This is a genomic window from Streptomyces sp. CNX435 (assembly GCF_059570575.1).
In genome coordinates, this window is the sequence record NZ_JCANTA010000005.1 from 382,778 (window position 1) to 399,837 (window position 17,060).

Sequence of the window (17,060 nt, forward strand, 5' to 3'; positions counted from 1 at the left end):
CTTCTTCTGGAGGACCCATACGTGGTGCCACCTGCCGTGCGTGCGTTTGGGTTTGATGTCGGCGAATGCCTGGATGGTCGGCCATAGGCCGGTGGCGCCGGCCGCGATCGTTGCGCTGGAGCGAGTGCACCTTGGAGGGCCTCGGGGCGGACTGCGGCAAGGACGGCACTCGTCGTACGGCACCGCAGCGGTTGAGTGTCCCGGACCAGGCCGCGTTGCTCATCTCAGCTGTCGCGGCGTTCAGCTCGTCACGGATGGAGAGCGCGATACGTTCCAGCCCTCTCTGTCAGTCTTGATCGAGTCGGGCATACTGGATGATTCGTTGAGTCGAGGGCGGAGAAGGAGCAGTGCTCCAGGTGAGCACCAACGACCGCGGGACCCCTGATCCGCAGGTAGAACCTCGTTCGACCGGGCCGCGCTTTGGCCTACCAGGGCGTGGCGGCGGAGGTAGGCGGCCGGGCGGCCCAGGATGATGGCTTCCTGGAGGGTATTTTGTGCCGGGGCCAGGATGAGTTTGGCGTAGCGGGGGGTGCCTCTATGTCTTCCGTCCAGGTGTCTCTGTCGGGTTTGGGGTGGTTCGGGGTTGCTGGGGTTATGCGGCAAGCTCGACGTCTTTCGGTGTGCGGGGTTGATAGAAGGTGCCGCGCGGACTGGACGAGGCGGGCCTCCGCTCCGCCGATCCGTTCCACGCCGCTCACGCTGATACAGCCCGATACGGGCAGGGCGGTAAGCATGCAAAGATCCCGTCCCGCGACGTGGTGTAGCGGGTTGGGCACCACGACTCCGCAGGTCACGGCCCCGGCGTGCGGCCACCGCCCGCTCGTAGCCAGCACCTCCTCCGCGGGCAGCGGCTTCTTCGTCGCGCTGACCACGAAGGCGGCGCCCGGACCTGAGAGAGCCACACCGCGGGGTGCGCGCTGCCTACACCACGCCGTGGGACATGACCCGCGCAAACGTTGCCGAATCACGCAGAACGCCCCGCGGATGGGCACCCCTGCGGCCGAGCGTAGGCGCGGGGTGGGCCATCGGCCGGCCAGTGGATCCAGCATAGACAGGGGGCATTGGCCCGCCGTTTCCGGCGGCTGGATCCTGGCTGGATCCAGCCTGGCCATCCGCCGTTTCCGCGGGTCAAAACTGTGCACCTGGTGTTCCGCTTCAATGTATAGGCCACGCCGTACCGTGGTTCCGGCGAATTAGCAAACCGCCAGGTCAGCCCGGTGCGGCCCGGATCCGGGCCGCACCCGTTCGCGTACCGTGGCTGGATTTTGGCTGGATGGCCTGACGGCTCGTCACCTGTCGTCATCTGTCGTTCTCCGCACGCTGGCTGGATATTGGCTGGATCGCGCTGAACGGCGAGCCAATGCAGGGGCACTCCCAGACGGCGTGTGCGCCCGCGTCGGCCGAGCGCTTCGCGGATCGTACCCGGGCTCCCGGCGTGTGTGGACGGCGCCCTTGGCGCCCGCGTGGCCCGCCGGTTGGGGCTGTCAGCCATCCCGTTTCCCTCTTGAGTCCTCGGCAGGGCACGACACGGATGGGTCCGCTACGCCTCTCGGGAAGCGCCGGCCGATGACCGTCCTGATCCGCGCCAAGGTCCACCGCTGGTATTCCCAGCCATGGGCAGTCCCCCTTGGCCAGCTCCGCCTCCAGGACGGTGACTTGTCCGGCACTGAACCGCGGCAGGGACACCGGCCCGCTGGAACGAAGCGCCCGAGGGCCGCCTTCCTCCCAGGCCCGCCGCCACCACTACACCGACCGGACGCTGAACCGCAAGTCCTTGGCGATCAATCGAGGTCACCTCGACCCGGGGCGGTTCAGGTGGTGCTGCCTTGATGACGGCGATGGTCGTCTGGGTGGCAAGGCTTCCTTGAAGTTTTTGCAGAACATGTGCGTCACCAGCTGCGGATCCACCAGGTGATCCAGGTCAACGCCGCGGCTCCGGCCGCCGTTGCCGCTCCCCGCACCGCGCCGAACAAGGTGGCACGGCCCAGCCGCCGTGCCATGTCGCACCGGCGCCGCTTCCGCGTAGTCATCGCTTCATCACTCCTTCTTCCCGATTCATCCCGGCCCGGTGCCGGGTTGCAGCAGCACGGTGGCGGTGTAATGGGTGGGTAGTCTGCAAACGCGGGTGCGGCGGGCAGATTGCCCCTTACGCTGCTGGTTATGGCCGTGCGCGGACGTGCCCGCAGCGGGCGGCGGAAGTGGTCGAAGGGTGAGTCATCATCGCGGCGGAGGATGCACGTCGGCTGTACGACGAACTGCGAGGGTTGAGAGCGCGAGCGGACGCGGCACAGCGCGCGGCAGGCAAGCAGCCGTTGTCCCAGGGGGCGATCGAGCGGATGCTGTGCCGACCACCGTACGAAGTCGCCGATTTCCGGGGTCAGCGACTCAGCGATTGGTTGCCTGATGACCCGTCCAAGGCCAAGGTCCCCGCGCGCGGCAGTGAGGAGGCGATATGGGCCCTGGTGCGGCTGTGGTGCAGTCAGGCCGGCGACAAGCCGCGAAGTCGCCGATACTGGGCCACCCTGATCGACCGGGCCCAGCCCGCTCGGCCCTCCTCGCCCCCGCGCCTTACCCGGCTGGACGCTCGTCCTGCGGCCACCGAGCCGGAAGCACGCTCCTCAACTCCTTTGGCGGCGTTTCCCCGCTTTGCGGGGGTGCCGCCCCCCGTCGCCCATTTCGTCGGGAGGGAGGGTGACCTCGATCGGCTACGCGACCAGGTCGGGGACACGAACGTCGCTGTCGTCACCGGACTGGGTGGTGTGGGCAAGACGGCGCTGGTCACCGAGTTCTGTCACCGCCTCCGGCAGGATTTTCTTCTGGTCCGCTGGATCGTGGCGTCCTCGCGCGAGGAGACGATGCGTGGGTTGGTGGCGCTGGCTTCGGCGATGAATGTCGACACGACGCGGCTCTCGGCCGAAGATGCGATCAGAACAGCCTATGAGGCGCTCGGAGCCTCCGCCGGTAGATGGCTGCTGGTTTTCGACAACGTGGAGAAGCCGGGCTGGATCAGCGATCTTCTGCCCATCGAGCCCAATGCGACCGTCATCATCACCTCCCGCTGGCGGAGTTGGGCTGATGAAGGACTGGCGGCTATGGCCCTGGCGACGCTGCGTCGACAGGACTCGGTCAAGCTGCTCACGACGATCACCGGGTACGACACGGATAAGGCGGCAACACAACTGGCCGTCCGTCTCGACGGCCTCTCCTTGGCCGTACGCCAAGCTGCCACCTACTGTGCTCACCGCCATTACGACTTCGTGGCCTACCTGCGTCTGCTGGACGAGCGGGCGCCGAAGTTGTACAGCCGCGAGGCCGCCCTCCAGGCGGTGCTGGAGACGTCGTTGGAGTCTGTCAGCCGCGAGGCCCCGCTCGCCGGAGTGATCCTCAACATTTGTGCGCACCTGCCACCCACGGGAATCCGGGCAGAGCTCTTCCTCGACGCCTACGCCTCGAACGAGCCCCTCCTGCAGCACGGTGACGATGTCCTGGTGCGTGACGCGCTCAGTGCACTCGAGCAGTACTCCCTCCTGGAACGCACGCTGCAGGAAGCCGACGGCCCCGTCCAGTTCGGCGTACACAGGCTGATTCAGCAACTGTGCCGAGCGACCGCCGGTGAGCAGCAGGAGCAGTACGTGCAGACGGCCCTGCGGTTGCTGCGGCGGGCCGGCGCCGGCTGGGACTACTACGTCGCGGACAGCGGCGTGGCTGTGGTCGGCGTGGAGCGGGGCACTGGCCGGCTGCTGCTCACCCGGACAGCGGACGGGACCAGGACTCAACTGCCGCTGCCGCCCGACGCGGTCGGCCTTCCCCTGTCCGTCGAGGTCGATGACGCGCGGGTGACGGCGCGCTACGCCGACGACACGGCGGTCTGGACCGTCGACGAGCACGCCACCGGTCCGCCGGGCCCCACCCATGTCGTCGCTGACGCACTCCCCGCAGAGGAACTGGGCCAACGCCAAGTGCGGCTGGCCGACGGCAGAGTGATGGAGGTATGGGGCTGGGCGCAGCTCACCGTGGAACTGGAAGGCAGTGATAACTGGACCAGGGAGTTGGACCCTGGGTGGTACAGCGGGAACCGAAGGGTGGTGACACCGCCACTGATCGACCCGACCGGACAATGGCTGCTCGTGTCGATGTTCACCTGGAAACACGAGGACCACGGTTGGATCGCGTGGTGGCGGGTCGAGGACGTGTTGGCGGGGAACGGCCCTGAGCCACTCGAGGGGCGGCCGTTCTGGCCCAACGGCCCTTTCGTCGACGAGGAAGATTACGACGAGGACGGCCGGTACTCCGGGGCGCCGGTGCTCGACGAGGACGACCCATCCTTCGCGGAGCTGGTGACCAGCATGCGCTTCAGCGCGGACGGGACGCGACTGTACTTGCTGGACATGTACGCCATCCACGCCTGGTCCTGGCCCGACCGCACCCTGCTGTGGCGCGTTCTCCGGCCGGAGCTGCACGTGAGCACGCAGGTCACGGAGGTGGGTGCGGGCGTGCGCTGCTGCGTGAGCCTGAGCCATCCGAACGCGATCCGAGCGGCTCTCACGGACGGCCGGGTGGTCGACATCGCGCCACGGGACCTTCGCGTCACCGAGGTCGGTCACTGCGCGGAACCCCTGGCGATCTCGCCGGTCGACGGCTCAGTGCTCAACGCTGCTCCCGGCCTTGTGCAGGCGTTCGGCATCGACGACGGCTCTTTCATCTGCCGGACTGCCGAGGACCAGTTGGTGCGCGTCCAGACGAACGGCCAGATCACTGAGGTGGGCTGGGTGACCGGGGAGGTCCTGGCCGTTCATCGCTCCGGTGCGGCGGCCCTCGTCCAGGACGGGGAGGGCTTCGACATTCGCCGTCTCGCTGTGGTCGGCGATGAACTCCGCGATGTCGGTTCGACGGTGATGTGCTGGACGGGGGAGTGGGATTGGGAATTGAAGCGACCGATGCCCACCCGTGCGGCATTCGCGGCCGTCGATCAGCCGGTGATCGCGTGCGGCTGCACTCGCGCCGGTCACGGGGACGACGTCGTCACTGTTCACCGCGAGCCCACGCCCGACCAGTGTCGTACCGAACAGCTCACCAGCGGACTCACCCACACCTATGCCGTCGACCAAGTGGTCACCGCGGTCGCTGCCGACGGCGCCTTCGTGGCCGCAGGAACGGCTGATGGCACAGTGACGCTGTGGTCGAACGATGGCCCCGAATCGGACGGCATGCGCGAGAGGTTCAGCACGTGTGTCTCGGCACAGCCGATCCGCTGGATTCTTCCGCTTCTTGACACCCGCAGGATCGTGGCCATCACAGAGGATGGACACGTCGCCGTGCTCGAGTGGGGGTGACTCTCTGGCCGTACCTGTTGCGTGATGATGAGAAGGTCGGCCACCCGACCCACTCCCTACCCTGCCAGTACGATGGTGTGCGGTGACGGCGTGAGCGTGCCCGGTAGACGGAGTCCCTCATTGAGTCCACGCTGCGCCTGCTCCGAAATGTGCAGTAGGCGGTGGCCAGAGGCCGTCAACTGCCTTCATGTGCCTTGATGGGCACGCCGTGCTCGTCTGGCTCGTAGGTGCGCGCGAGGTTCTTGGTGATCTTTTTCTCTACCTCTGTCTGCAGGTCAATGCTGTTCATCTCAGCCAAGGCGGTGAGGTAAAGGAAGACGTCGGCCAGTTCCTCGCCGAAGTCGGGGAGGGACTTGCGCCAGGCGGTGAAGGCTTCACCTACTTCTGCAGTTAACAGACCGAACTCAAGGGCGACGTTCGTGGTGTTGAAGCCCTTGTTGATCTTGTTTTCCCAGGCGAGCTTCTGCGCCGAACGGATATCCAAGGCTCCTCCAGTGGTTCCTGGGGATCGCGAGCGCTGCTGAGACTAGCGAGCCAGGCTCCGGCGAGGAGCGGTACTTCGATGATTCGTCACCCGGTTGAGCGGAGATCGTGGCGTGCTGTGTCAATCGTGATCACGGTGACGTAGTCGGCCAGGGTGCGGAAGACACGTTCGTAGGCGGCGAGCAGGTCGGTGAGAGCGTTCGGTTCGTTGGCTTCGCCGTCGCGGAGGAGGAGACGTGCCTGCACGATATCGACCGGCGCGGTGAGGTGGATGAAGGCGCCGTTGCGCTGGTTGACAGCTTCGGCGAGGTCGAGGACCTGGGCCCAGGTTAGCCGGGAACGTCCGCGCTGCAGGGGGCCGTAGACGAGTTCGCTGATGAAGGAGCGGTCCATGACCAGGCGGCTGTCTGTGCCCAGCATGTGGAGATAGCGGGTGGTCAGGTCGAGGTGGTCCGGTGTGCGGGTGGCGTGGATGAGGGAGAAGCTGTGCTTGTCGGTCAGCCTGCGGGCGAGGGTGGTCTTGCCGGTGCCGCCGTGAGGGCCGGTGGCGGTGGCGCGCTGGCGGTGCTGGCCGGCGACCGCGAGGGTGCAGGTGGCGTTGGTGCCGTCGGCGCGGAGGACGACGGTGAGAGTGGCGTCCTTCTTCAGCGGTACGTCGACGGTGGTTGTCCAGGGCAGTTTGGCGTCGGGCAGCACGGTGGCGGTGCCGTTGTCGCTGTCGCCGAGGTAGGCGATGTGGGCGGTGCCGTTGCCTTGGACGGTGTAGGTGACGGAGGTGGTGGGGACGTGGCGCTTCGGGGGTGCGGGGTCGCTGTCGCCGCGGAGGGGGAGGCTGGCTGCGGCTGTGGCCGCGAGCGCGGCGGTGAGGATGCGGCGGCGCCGCGGGTGGAGTGCGGGCGGGCGCGGGTTATCCGGTGGGGTTTCCGCGGTTGTCGCGGTGCGCATGGGTGAGATTCCCCTCCCCCGGTGTGCGGAATAGAGAAAGAGCGTATCGGGTGTGGGGCATTGTGAGTCCTCAGAAGTGTGCGCGGGTGGAGGGGATCCTTCGTTTTCCGGGGGATGAATTCCCGGTGAGCTGGGGTTCGCGGGCTCGCTCGCAGGGCTGAGCGGCGGTCATGTCTCGTAGTTGGCGAGTTTTCGCCGTCTGTGGCTGAGCCGCGGCTTCTGGTGGGGATGTGGCCACTGGGCAGGCCACTGTGGTGGGTTGACCTGGGTGATCGCAGAGATCTCTGTTTGTGCCTGGCGTTATGTTGTGCTGCAGTTTGAAGTGCTTTTGCCTAATTTTCGTCTGGTATCGCCGTGCGGTTGACAGGTACATAGCTGCTCGTTGAGGATCGCGGCTGCCCCCCATGTGATGCGTGCGTTGTGCTGGTCGGGTGTTTGCCCGTCCGGTTATTCTGCGTGCCGTTTTCCGCGTTTCGTTCGTGCGCGGGGAAATGGCGTGGAGGGATGCGGGATGAGGGCTCGGCTGGGGCGATTCGTTTCGTCGGCGGTGGCGGCGGCGTTTTTGGTGACGATGTTGCCGCAGACGGCTTTTGCGGCGGGTTCCACGCCGGGCGCGGGCGGGGTCGTCGACACCGTCAGGGACTGGTTCACCGACGACGATCCGGATGACGACGAGCCGCCGTCGAGCGACAGCCGGAATTCTGCGAGCCGGGAGAAGCTGGCTGCGGGCAGGGCTGAGTCGGCGGCGAAGCGGGTGAAGGAGCTGACGGGGCGGCGTACGCCGGAGGCGCGGTTCTGGCGGATGTCGGACGGTCGGGTGGAGGCGGAGCTGGCGGCGGCGCCGACGTCGTATGAGACGCGGGGTGGGGCGTGGAAGCCGATCGATACCGCGGTGACGGAGTCGGACGCCGAGGGTTATGCGTACGCCAATACCACCAACCTGGCCCGCAGTTATTTCGGTGACTCGGCTGATCGGCTGCTGAAGGTCGAGGCGGAACTGGGCCAGTCGGTGACGTTCGGGCTGAAGGACGCGGACGGGGCGCTCAAGCCGCAGGCGGGGAAGAACACGGTCACCTACGAGGACGCTGTAGACGGTGCGGACTTGTCGTATCGGGTGGGTGCGGGGGAGGTGAAGGAGGACATCGTCCTGGACGAGCGGCCCGACGGGCCGGTGTCGTTCACGTTTTCGCTGGAGGTGACCGACGGGCTGACGCCGAAGGCCCGCAAGGATGGTTCGGTGGCGTTCTTCCACGAGACGCGGCGTGCTCCGGTGCTGGTGATCCCGGCGCCGTTCATGACGGATGCGGCCAAGGACGACTCCTCTCCGTACGGGCACGTGTGGAGCCCCAAGGTCACGCAGAAACTGTCCCGGGATGGCAAGGGCTGGGAGCTGACGATCACGCCGGACGCGAAGTGGCTGGCCGCGGACGAGCGGCGGTATCCGGTGAAGGTCGATCCGACGATCACGATCGCGCCGTCGCCGTCTGAGTCGCAGGACGTGATGGTGCTCTCGGATCAGCCGGGGGTGAACTTCGCCCCGGCGTGGAATCTGTCGGTGGGCACTACGGAGACGGGTGTGGCCCGCTCGCTGGTCAAGTTCCCGCTGGATGAGATCCCGGCCGGAGCGACGGTGGATGCGGCCCGGTTGAGCCTGTATTACGACCAAGCGCACACCACCGGCGGCAAGAGCGTGAAGATCCAGGCGTACGAGGCCACCGGCCCGTGGGATGAGTCGACGGCCACGTGGGAGAACACCAAGGGCCTGGTGGGGGATCTGTCGGGTACGAAGTTGCAGCTGGACGACGGCCGCGCCGGTACGGCCGGGGTGGGGGACTGGACGCGGGTGGCGGGGGCCGGGATCGAGTCCGATTTCCGCTACAACCAGAACTCGGCGACGGGCGAGTCGTACACCTGGCAGCCGGAGGTGCCCGAGACCGCCACCTACCTTACGGACGTGTACGTCCCGGGGGTGGAGGACGCGGCGTCGGCGGCGCCGTATGAGATCAAGCACCGGGACGGGACGTCGAGTTTCACCGTGGATCAGCGAGGGTCCTCGGGCCGGTGGGTGGACCTGGGCGAGGGCGAGCTGAGCTACGCCAAGGGCACGGCGAATACGATCACCCTGGGCGACACCGGAAACGCGTCGAGTAAGAACGTCGCGGACGCGGTGAGGTTGGTCAACCGGGCAGAGGTGTGGAAGGACGCCGGGGAGTACAATGAGTGGCACAACTTCCCGGTGAAGAACTCGGTGCAGGAGTGGGTGAACGGCACCCTGCCCAACAACGGCTTCGTGCTGAAGGCGTCCGACGAGACCCCCACAGGCGCCGACGCGCGCGGTGGGCCGCGGTACGAGGCCGGTGACGGCTCCTACGGCGGCGAGACAGCCACCATTCCGCGGCTGACGGTCTCCTACGGCCGCATCGGCACGGCACTCGACTCCCCGACCGTGGTACACGGCACGGGTCCGGAGTTGCACTGGAAGCCGTACACCAACACGTCGGGTGATGCGGGGGCGGACTTCGCGGAGTATCAGATCCATCGCTCGACCCGGCAGGCGTTCACGCCTTCGGGGGCGACGCTGATCGCCCCGATCGGTGAGCGGGAGACCGGCACCTTCACCGACACCACCGCGACACCGACGCCGGAGTCGTCGGTGAAGGAGATCGGGAAGTCGTATTACTACCAGATCGCGGTCAAAACCGCGGACGGTGATCTGCTGGGCTCGCCCACACGGATTGTGGGGATACCGAAGGCGGGCCGGACGATGAAACTCATCCAGGGCTCGGCCGGCGGGGCGGTGGCGGACACCACGTTGTCCTCGGCGCAGCCGAACACCAGCCAGGACACGATCCAGTCCTGGGGTGTGGGGCAGAACTGGCTGAGCGTGGGGAACAATTCCGACACCTACGGCACCACTCGTGCGTTGCTGGACTTCGACACCTCTGCGATCCCTGCCACGGCGACGGTGCTGGAATCCCAGTTGCAGATGTGGGGCACCCAGACCACCCGCGACGAAGGCAGCCAGGGCGCGGTCTATGAGCTGCGGCCTTTGGAGAAGGGCTTCGGTGAGGGCGCCGCCACCTGGAACAACAACACCTCCACCGGGACGTGGGCTACCCCGGGTGGTGATTACGGTGCGACGGTCGCCGACACGGTGCCGCAGTGGACCGAGGAAGTGGGCCGGCACTGGTGGGATGCCACCTCGTTGGTCGAGGACTGGGTGGCCACGCCGTCTTCGAACAAGGGCGCGATGGTCAAGCTGGCCGACGAGTCCGCTTCGGGGCCGCGGGAGCGGTCGCTGTGGCTGTCGAGCGAGGGCCGGGACCAGCAGTTGGGCCCGCTGATGCGGGTGATCTATGTCGATGCCACCGCCGAGTCGACGTACTACGCGCCGGGCACCCCGCAGCGGATGACGCCGAACTCGACGTACGACGTCGAGGTCACGTTCACCAACACCACCGACTTCACCCTGAACGCCAACCCGGGCACGTGGGGGCTGTCGTACCGCTGGACCCTGCCCGACGGCAGCACCCCGCCCGGCGCCGGACAGCCGGTCGTCACCGGCCTGCCGGCCAGCATCCCGCCAGGCGAGGAACGCACCGTCACCGCGCAGGTGAAGACGCCGATCAACTCCGATTCGGGCAACAAGCGCACCGACTATCACCTGACCTGGGACGTCTACCGCGGTGATGTGGACAGGTGGCTGTCGGACCAGGAGGGCATCCCGGGCCTCACCCAGCGCGTGGCCGTGGAGGCCCCGACCTCCGACCAGCTCGGCCTGGAGAAGTTCTACTCCTACACCGGCACGTCAACCGGCGCCGGATCGGCGGTGATGAACAACGCCGCGGCAGGCAACTCGGTATGGTCCTACGACGCCTTCACCAACCCCGGCCGCGGCCTGAACACCTTCTTCCGCGTCGCCTACAACTCCCTCGACACCTCCGACACCGTCACCGGCCACGGCTGGTCCGCCCAGGCCGCCGGCCCCTTACGCCTCGGCGCCCCGCTGGACTTCCACCCCAACCCGCGCCCGACCGAGGTGCGGTGGCCGGACGGGGACGGCACCACGCACGTCTTCGAAAAGCAAGACGACGGCACCTTCAAGGCCCCCGCGGGGGTGCACTACAAGCTGGAACCTAAACCGGGTCTGGACTGCACCCCGGCCAAGGATCCGATACCGGACGCCTGGACCGCGACCCGCCCCGATGGCACCGGGTTCTACTTCGGCTGCGACGGCTACCTGACCTCGGTCGTTGATTCGAACGGGAACACGCAGACGTACACGTACACCGAGCGCAAGTCGAACAACAAGCCGGTGAAGTTCCTCGACTACATCACCGATCCGGCCGGCCGGAAGTCCCTCCAGATCGAGTACTACCACAAGGGTGACGCGTCGTATGACTACATCAACGACGCTGGCCAGCAGGTCACCGGCTCGAAGCTGATCAATTCCAAGATCTACGACCACATCAAGTCGGTCACCGACGTCTCCGGCCGCAAGGTCGCCTTCTTCTACACCGACAAGGGCCTCCTCGGCCGCATGACCGACGGCGCGGGCAGCGCGCAGCCCAAGGAGTTCGACTTCACCTACGACGCCACCCAGGGCAACAAGAACGTCAAACTCACCGGTGTCCAGGACCCACGCCAGCACACCACCCGGCTCGAATACCACGCCCCCAGCACCGGCGACGACCCCGCGTACCACTGGTGGACCAAGACCATCACCGACCGGCGCGGCAACGACACCGGCTTCGTCTACATGCCCAACGCCGGCACACCGGAGTTCACCGACACCAGGGTGACCAACGCCGAGGGCAACGTCACCGACCACACCACCGACGACTTCGGCCGCCCGGTCAAGACCGTCAACGCCAAGAACGAGACCACCGAACTTTCGTGGGACGCGGACAACAACGTCACCTACCTCCGCGAGGACAACGGCGCCGAAACCGCCTACTGCTACGACCCCGCCACCGGCTACCCCCTGTGGCAACGCGACGCGGAGCAGAACAAAGCCGCCGGCGGCGTCCCAGACCCGGCCGACTGCACCGACGGCAACACTCCCGACAACGCCAGCGTGTTCCAGTACGCCGACCGCACCGCCGACGGCTACGTGAAGGACTTGTGGCGCAAGACCTCACCCGAGGGCCGCGCCTGGACCTTCAGCTACGACGCCTACGGCAACCTGCTCACCGTCACCGACCCCAAGGGCACCGCCACCTCCGCCGACGGCGACTACACCACCCGCTACACCTACGACGGCCACGGGCAGCTCAAGACGGCCACCGACCCGCGTGGCAACACCACCACCAACGCCGACTTCACCCCCACCGGCTACCCGCGGCTGATCACCGACCCGCAGGGCAACGGCACCGACTTCGTCTACGACGAACGCGGCCAGGTCACCGAGGTCACCGATGCCCTGGACAAGACCAGCACCCAGACCTACGACACCTTCGGCCGTTCCGGCGAGACCGTCGTGCCCAAGGACCAGAGCGCCGGGGCGTTCATCACCACCCCCGCGCCGGTCTACGACGCCAACGACAACGTCACCCGCGCCACCGCCCCCAACGGCGCCGTCTCCACCGCGGTCTACGACAAGGCCGACCAGGTCACCGCAGCCACCGCCCCCGACAACAACACCACCGGCCGGGAAACCCACTACACCTACGACCGCGTCGGCAACCTGAAAACCACCACCGAACCGAAGGGAGTCGCCACACCCGACATCCCCGGCGACTTCGTCACCACGAACCACTACAACGCGGTCTACCAGCTCACCGACGTGGTCAACGCCGACGGCGACAAGCTCTCCTACCGCTACGACGACGTCGGCAACCCCACCCACGTCATCGACCCCGGGAAGAACACCACCCCCGACACCTCCGACTTCACCACCAGGACCGACTACGACCTCAACCACCGCCCGGTCACCGTCACCGACGCCGCAGGCGAAACCACCACGACCACCTACGACAAAGACTCCCTGGTCGTGGCCTCGACGGACCAGGTCGGCCACACCACCGAGACCGACTACGACCAGCGCGGCCTGGCGGTGGAGCAGCGCGTCCCGTACACGGACACCACCACGCGCACCGCGAAGTTCACCTATGACCAGGCCGGCAACCGCACCGAGGTCGAAACCCCCCGCGGTGTGGCCACCGCCACGGCGGACGACTTCACCCAGCGCACCACCTACGACGAGCTGAACCGCCCCGCACGGCAGTACCAGCCGTACGACCCGAACGACGCCCGCTACAACGACCCGGATGTCTTCACCGAGACGCGTTATGACGAGGTCGGGCGGGTCAAGACGGTCTCGGCGCCGCCCTCGCACAACCAGACGGTGCGCAACGACACCGCCTACGAGTACTTCGACAACGGCTGGATCAGGACCGCCACCGACCCGTGGGAGATCGTCACCCGCTACGACTACAACGAGCTCGGCCAGCAGAAGAGCCGCCGCCTGATCTCCGCCGGCGGCTCCTCCGAACGCCCGATGGGCTGGAGCTACTACCCCGATGGTTCCCTGGCCGCCCGCACCGACGAAGGTGTACCGGCCGGCCAGCAGACGGTTCTGGTCGACAACTCCGACACCCAGAACACCTCCGCCACCGGCGACTGGACCCGCTCCCGCCCCCTGGCGGACACCGGGGCCAGCCAGGGCTTCAACCACCACACCCGCCCCGCCGGCGCGGACAGCTCGTTCACCTGGACGCTGAACGTCCCCGCCACCGGCGACTACACCGCCTATGTGAAGTACCCGAAGGCTTCCGGCAAGGCGGCCTACGAGATAACCCACGCCGAAGGCAAGAAGGACACCGCTCGTCTGGACCAGTCGGCCAAGGCGGGCACCTGGGTGGCCCTGGGCACCTACGACTTCGCCAAGGGCAACAACGGCAGGATCACCCTCACCGGCGACAGCACGGGCGAGGTGACCGCGGACGCGGTCAAGCTGGTCCGCGACAACCCGGGGGCCGCAGCGGCGGACGACGAGAACAAGAACTTCGTCTACCGCTACGACCGCAACGGCAACCTCACGGACATCGACGACACCTCCAGCGGCGCCAAGATCGACGCGTACACCATGGCCTACACCGGTCTCAACCAGATCGAAAAGGTCACGGAGAACCTCGCCGGCGAGCCGAAGAAGACCACGTCCCTGACGTACGACGTGAACGGCCAGCCGGAGACGATGACGCATCCGGACGAGTTCCAGTCGTACGCCTACGACGTCCGCAACATGGTCGACCTCGTCGAGACCGGGGACAGCGCCGATGATCCGACGAAGCGGATCACCTCCTACGAGTACACGCCGCGGGGCCAGAAGCTACGTGAGTACAAGGCGAACGAGAACTTCGTCGACTACTCGTACTACGCGAACGGCGCGTTGAAGACGACGCAGGAGTACAACCACTACGACCTGGTCGCCTCCCATGAGTACGACTGGGACGCCAACGGCAACAAGGCCCGGGACGTCGCGAAGAAGATGAACGCCGACGACCACGCGGCGTACCTGGAATCGACGACGGCCTACGCCTACGACCCGGTGGACCGGATCGCGAAGGTCACGAAGACCGGCCACGGGGCGGGGACCGAGACCTACCTCCACGACGACAACGACAACGTCATCAGCCAGTCGGTCAAGAACGTCGACACCAGCTACACCTACAACCGCAACCGACTGATCTCGGCAGCCACCGGCGGCACTACCGCCTCCTACAACTACGACCCCTACGGCCGACTCGACACCGTCACGGCCGCCGGCCAGATCATCGAACGCAACACCTACGACGGCTTCGACCGCATCAGCGAACACAGCAGCCTGCAGGACGACGGCAGCACGAAGAAGACGTCGTACGCCTACGACCCGCTGGACCGCACCACCTCCAAGACCGCTGCCGGCGGCAAGACCACCGACTACAGCTACCTGGGCATGTCCGAGGAGGTCCTCGACGAACGGGTCGCGGGCGAGGTCACCAAGTCCTACCAGTACGGCCCGTGGGGCGACCGGCTCTCCCAGATCAAGCACAACGCGGGCGGAACCCAGGAACTCGGCGTCTACGGCTACAACAGCCACACCGACGTCGAAACCCTCACCGACGCCGAAGGCAACACCAAGGCCACGTACGGCTACACCGCCTACGGCAACAACGACGAGTCGGAATTCACCGGCATCGACAAACCTGACGCCGGCACCCCCGACCAGGAGGCGTACAACCCCTACCGCTTCAACTCAAAGCGCTGGGACGAGCCGTCGGAAACCTACGACATGGGCTTCCGCGACTACGACCCCTCCCTGAACCGCTTCCTCACCCGAGACATGTACAACGGCGCCCTGGCAGATATGAGTCTCGGCGCCGACGGGATAACCGGAAACCGCTACGCCTTCACCGGCGGCAACCCCACCACAGGCATCGAACTCGACGGCCACGGCCTCGCCTGCGGCGGCGAAGGCGACGACATCAGCTGCGGCAACGACACAGTCACGCGAGCGGACGGAAGCCTGTCCTACACCGACGAGAACGGCGTCAACCACTCCACAGGCGGCGGCTACATGTGGTTCGAGGAGGACCGGCAGCAAGGTCGCGCACCAGACGGAAGCGCTAGCCACACGAGCACGTACACCGCATTCATAACCAGGCCGAACGGAAAGACATTCGAAGCCGGAACGCGCGCCAGCGTCTATACAGCGAAACCTTACCAGGGGGTAGATTCGAACGATGACTCCGGGAGTACGGTCGAGAACGTCATCGGAGCCCTCGTGCACGCCGGTGGCAACATCGTGGGCATCGATGAGTCAACCCAAGGATTGTGTGTCAGCGCTTCAGTTGCAGTAATTGTTGGTGCGAACGTCGACTACTGTCTGATGTCATCGAAGAAGCCAGGAGGCGGGTTCGATGTCGGCCATTCACTTTCAGTGAACCCGGAAATTGGGGTCGGTGCCGCTGTGACAGGAAATCGAGTTGTCAGCAATGCCGACAATTACTCGGATCTGAAAGGGTGGGGATACGGGGCGTGTATGACGGGAAGTTACTACGCTGCTGTTGATTTCTGTGCCGGGCAGGAGCTTACGAGCAATGATTACTATCTTCCGTCGGGATTCGGAACCAATAGCGAAGGGGATCCGATCGTGTACAGTTCGTTCGGCGCGGGAATTGGGACACCGGGTGTGAGTGGTGGCCCAAACATGAATTACACATGGTCTTGGGATCTTTTCTGAAATCTCGGTGGTAGGTGGACATCGCGGCTGCCTGCTGTAAGTTTCGTGATGCAGGCAGTCGTGTAGAATGGTGATTCTGTGAAAATTCGTTCGTCCGGTGGAGCGGAATCCTCAGTGCTGCTGACTGTGGAGCAAGCCGATAGGATGCCACTGCCCGGGATTATCATCTTCTTGCTTGGTGGTGCAATCTTTCTATATCTAGGATGGGTGATGTTCTGGAATGTCGGTGGGCGCGGGGTTCGGATGCTGAAGAGAGCGTCGCTATTCGAGGCAAGCTCGGAATCCTTCTACGTTGCGTTTTCCAAGGTGTTCGGGGTTGCTGCTACGCTGGGAGGCGCGGGCCTTATCATCGCGGCCGCAGTTGAGTCGTTGTCTTGATGTAGCGAGGTTGGTTCCAGACGGGCGCTGTCAGCGGAGTTGTAGCAGGCAGCGGTATACCGCTTCATCACCCGAGACATCTACAAGGCCATGTCCTCGTATAGCTACGGCGAACGGACATGTAGCACCGCGTAATGCATGAGGATGGGGTCGGCGCGAGGGCGTTGACACGGTTTTCGTACTCGGGCCCGGGCGGCTTCCAGCACGTACGAACGGATGGCCGTCGTGGGGCGGCGGTGTGTTTCTGCGTGCGCCGGTGTTTTGTTTCTGGTATGAGCTGAAGCGTTCTCGCCTGGCGAGATGGCCGGTTGGTGGCCGTGCTCCTTGCCGAGATGGACAACAGGGGCGTCTGCTCCGCCGATCCGATCCATGTCGCTCACACCGATGCGGCCCGATACGGGCAGGGCGACGAGCATGCCAACGTGCCGCGTGATCAGACAGAACGCCCTAGGTCGTGTCCGCAATGTCATGGGAGCCAGAGTTGTAGGCAGGCGAGGGTGACCATGGCCTGGTAGTGGCGGGCTCGTTTGTTGTAGCGGGTGGCCAGGGCTTTGTGGTGCTTGAGCTTGTTGAAGCAGCGTTCGATGAGGTTGCGGTGTCTGTCACGGCAGCTGTAGTTCCGGTGCCTGTGCTGGTCAGCGAGCTGCAGGGGGCGGGTGCGGGCATGTGCACGGCCACCGTGATCATGAACGTTTGTG

5 protein-coding genes and 2 pseudogenes are annotated in these 17,060 nt (G+C 65.9%); 2 read left to right on the forward strand and 5 right to left on the reverse strand.

Annotated elements, in window-relative coordinates:
• Positions 1–1,553: 1,553 nt before the first annotated feature.
• Together T328_RS12635 and T328_RS12640 are read right to left on the reverse strand one after the other, a co-directional pair.
• Positions 1,554–1,785: pseudogene (locus tag T328_RS12635) on the reverse strand (IS630 family transposase); the annotation flags it as partial.
• A 104-nt stretch (positions 1,786–1,889) separates the two neighbouring features.
• On the reverse strand, positions 1,890–2,030 hold the full coding sequence (locus T328_RS12640; RefSeq protein ID WP_496496071.1) for a hypothetical protein: 141 nt from the start codon (positions 2,028–2,030) through the stop codon (positions 1,890–1,892).
• Between the two features lie 282 nt (positions 2,031–2,312).
• Here T328_RS12640 and T328_RS12645 point away from each other — a divergent pair, with 282 nt between their 5' ends.
• Positions 2,313–5,333 carry an AAA family ATPase gene (locus tag T328_RS12645; protein WP_496496072.1) on the forward strand — a complete coding sequence of 1,007 codons (3,021 nt, stop codon included), beginning with the start codon at positions 2,313–2,315 and terminating at the stop codon, positions 5,331–5,333.
• 175 nt (positions 5,334–5,508) lie between these two features.
• On the opposite strand, the gene T328_RS12650 is transcribed toward T328_RS12645, so the two are convergent.
• Both T328_RS12650 and T328_RS12655 read right to left on the reverse strand, forming a co-directional pair.
• Positions 5,509–5,817 carry a nucleoside triphosphate pyrophosphohydrolase family protein gene (locus T328_RS12650; RefSeq protein ID WP_496496073.1) on the reverse strand — a complete coding sequence of 103 codons (309 nt, stop codon included), beginning with the start codon at positions 5,815–5,817 and terminating at the stop codon, positions 5,509–5,511.
• Between the two features lie 86 nt (positions 5,818–5,903).
• On the reverse strand, positions 5,904–6,761 hold the full coding sequence (locus T328_RS12655; protein WP_496496074.1) for an MmpS family transport accessory protein: 858 nt from the start codon (positions 6,759–6,761) through the stop codon (positions 5,904–5,906).
• Between the two features lie 571 nt (positions 6,762–7,332).
• Between T328_RS12655 and T328_RS12660 the strand changes: the two genes are divergently transcribed.
• Positions 7,333–15,984: a DNRLRE domain-containing protein gene (locus T328_RS12660; RefSeq protein WP_496496096.1), complete on the forward strand. Its 8,652-nt coding sequence runs from the start codon at positions 7,333–7,335 to the stop codon at positions 15,982–15,984.
• Between the two features lie 844 nt (positions 15,985–16,828).
• On the opposite strand, the pseudogene T328_RS12665 reads toward T328_RS12660, so the two are convergent.
• Positions 16,829–17,060, reverse strand: a pseudogene (locus T328_RS12665) (hypothetical protein); the annotation flags it as partial.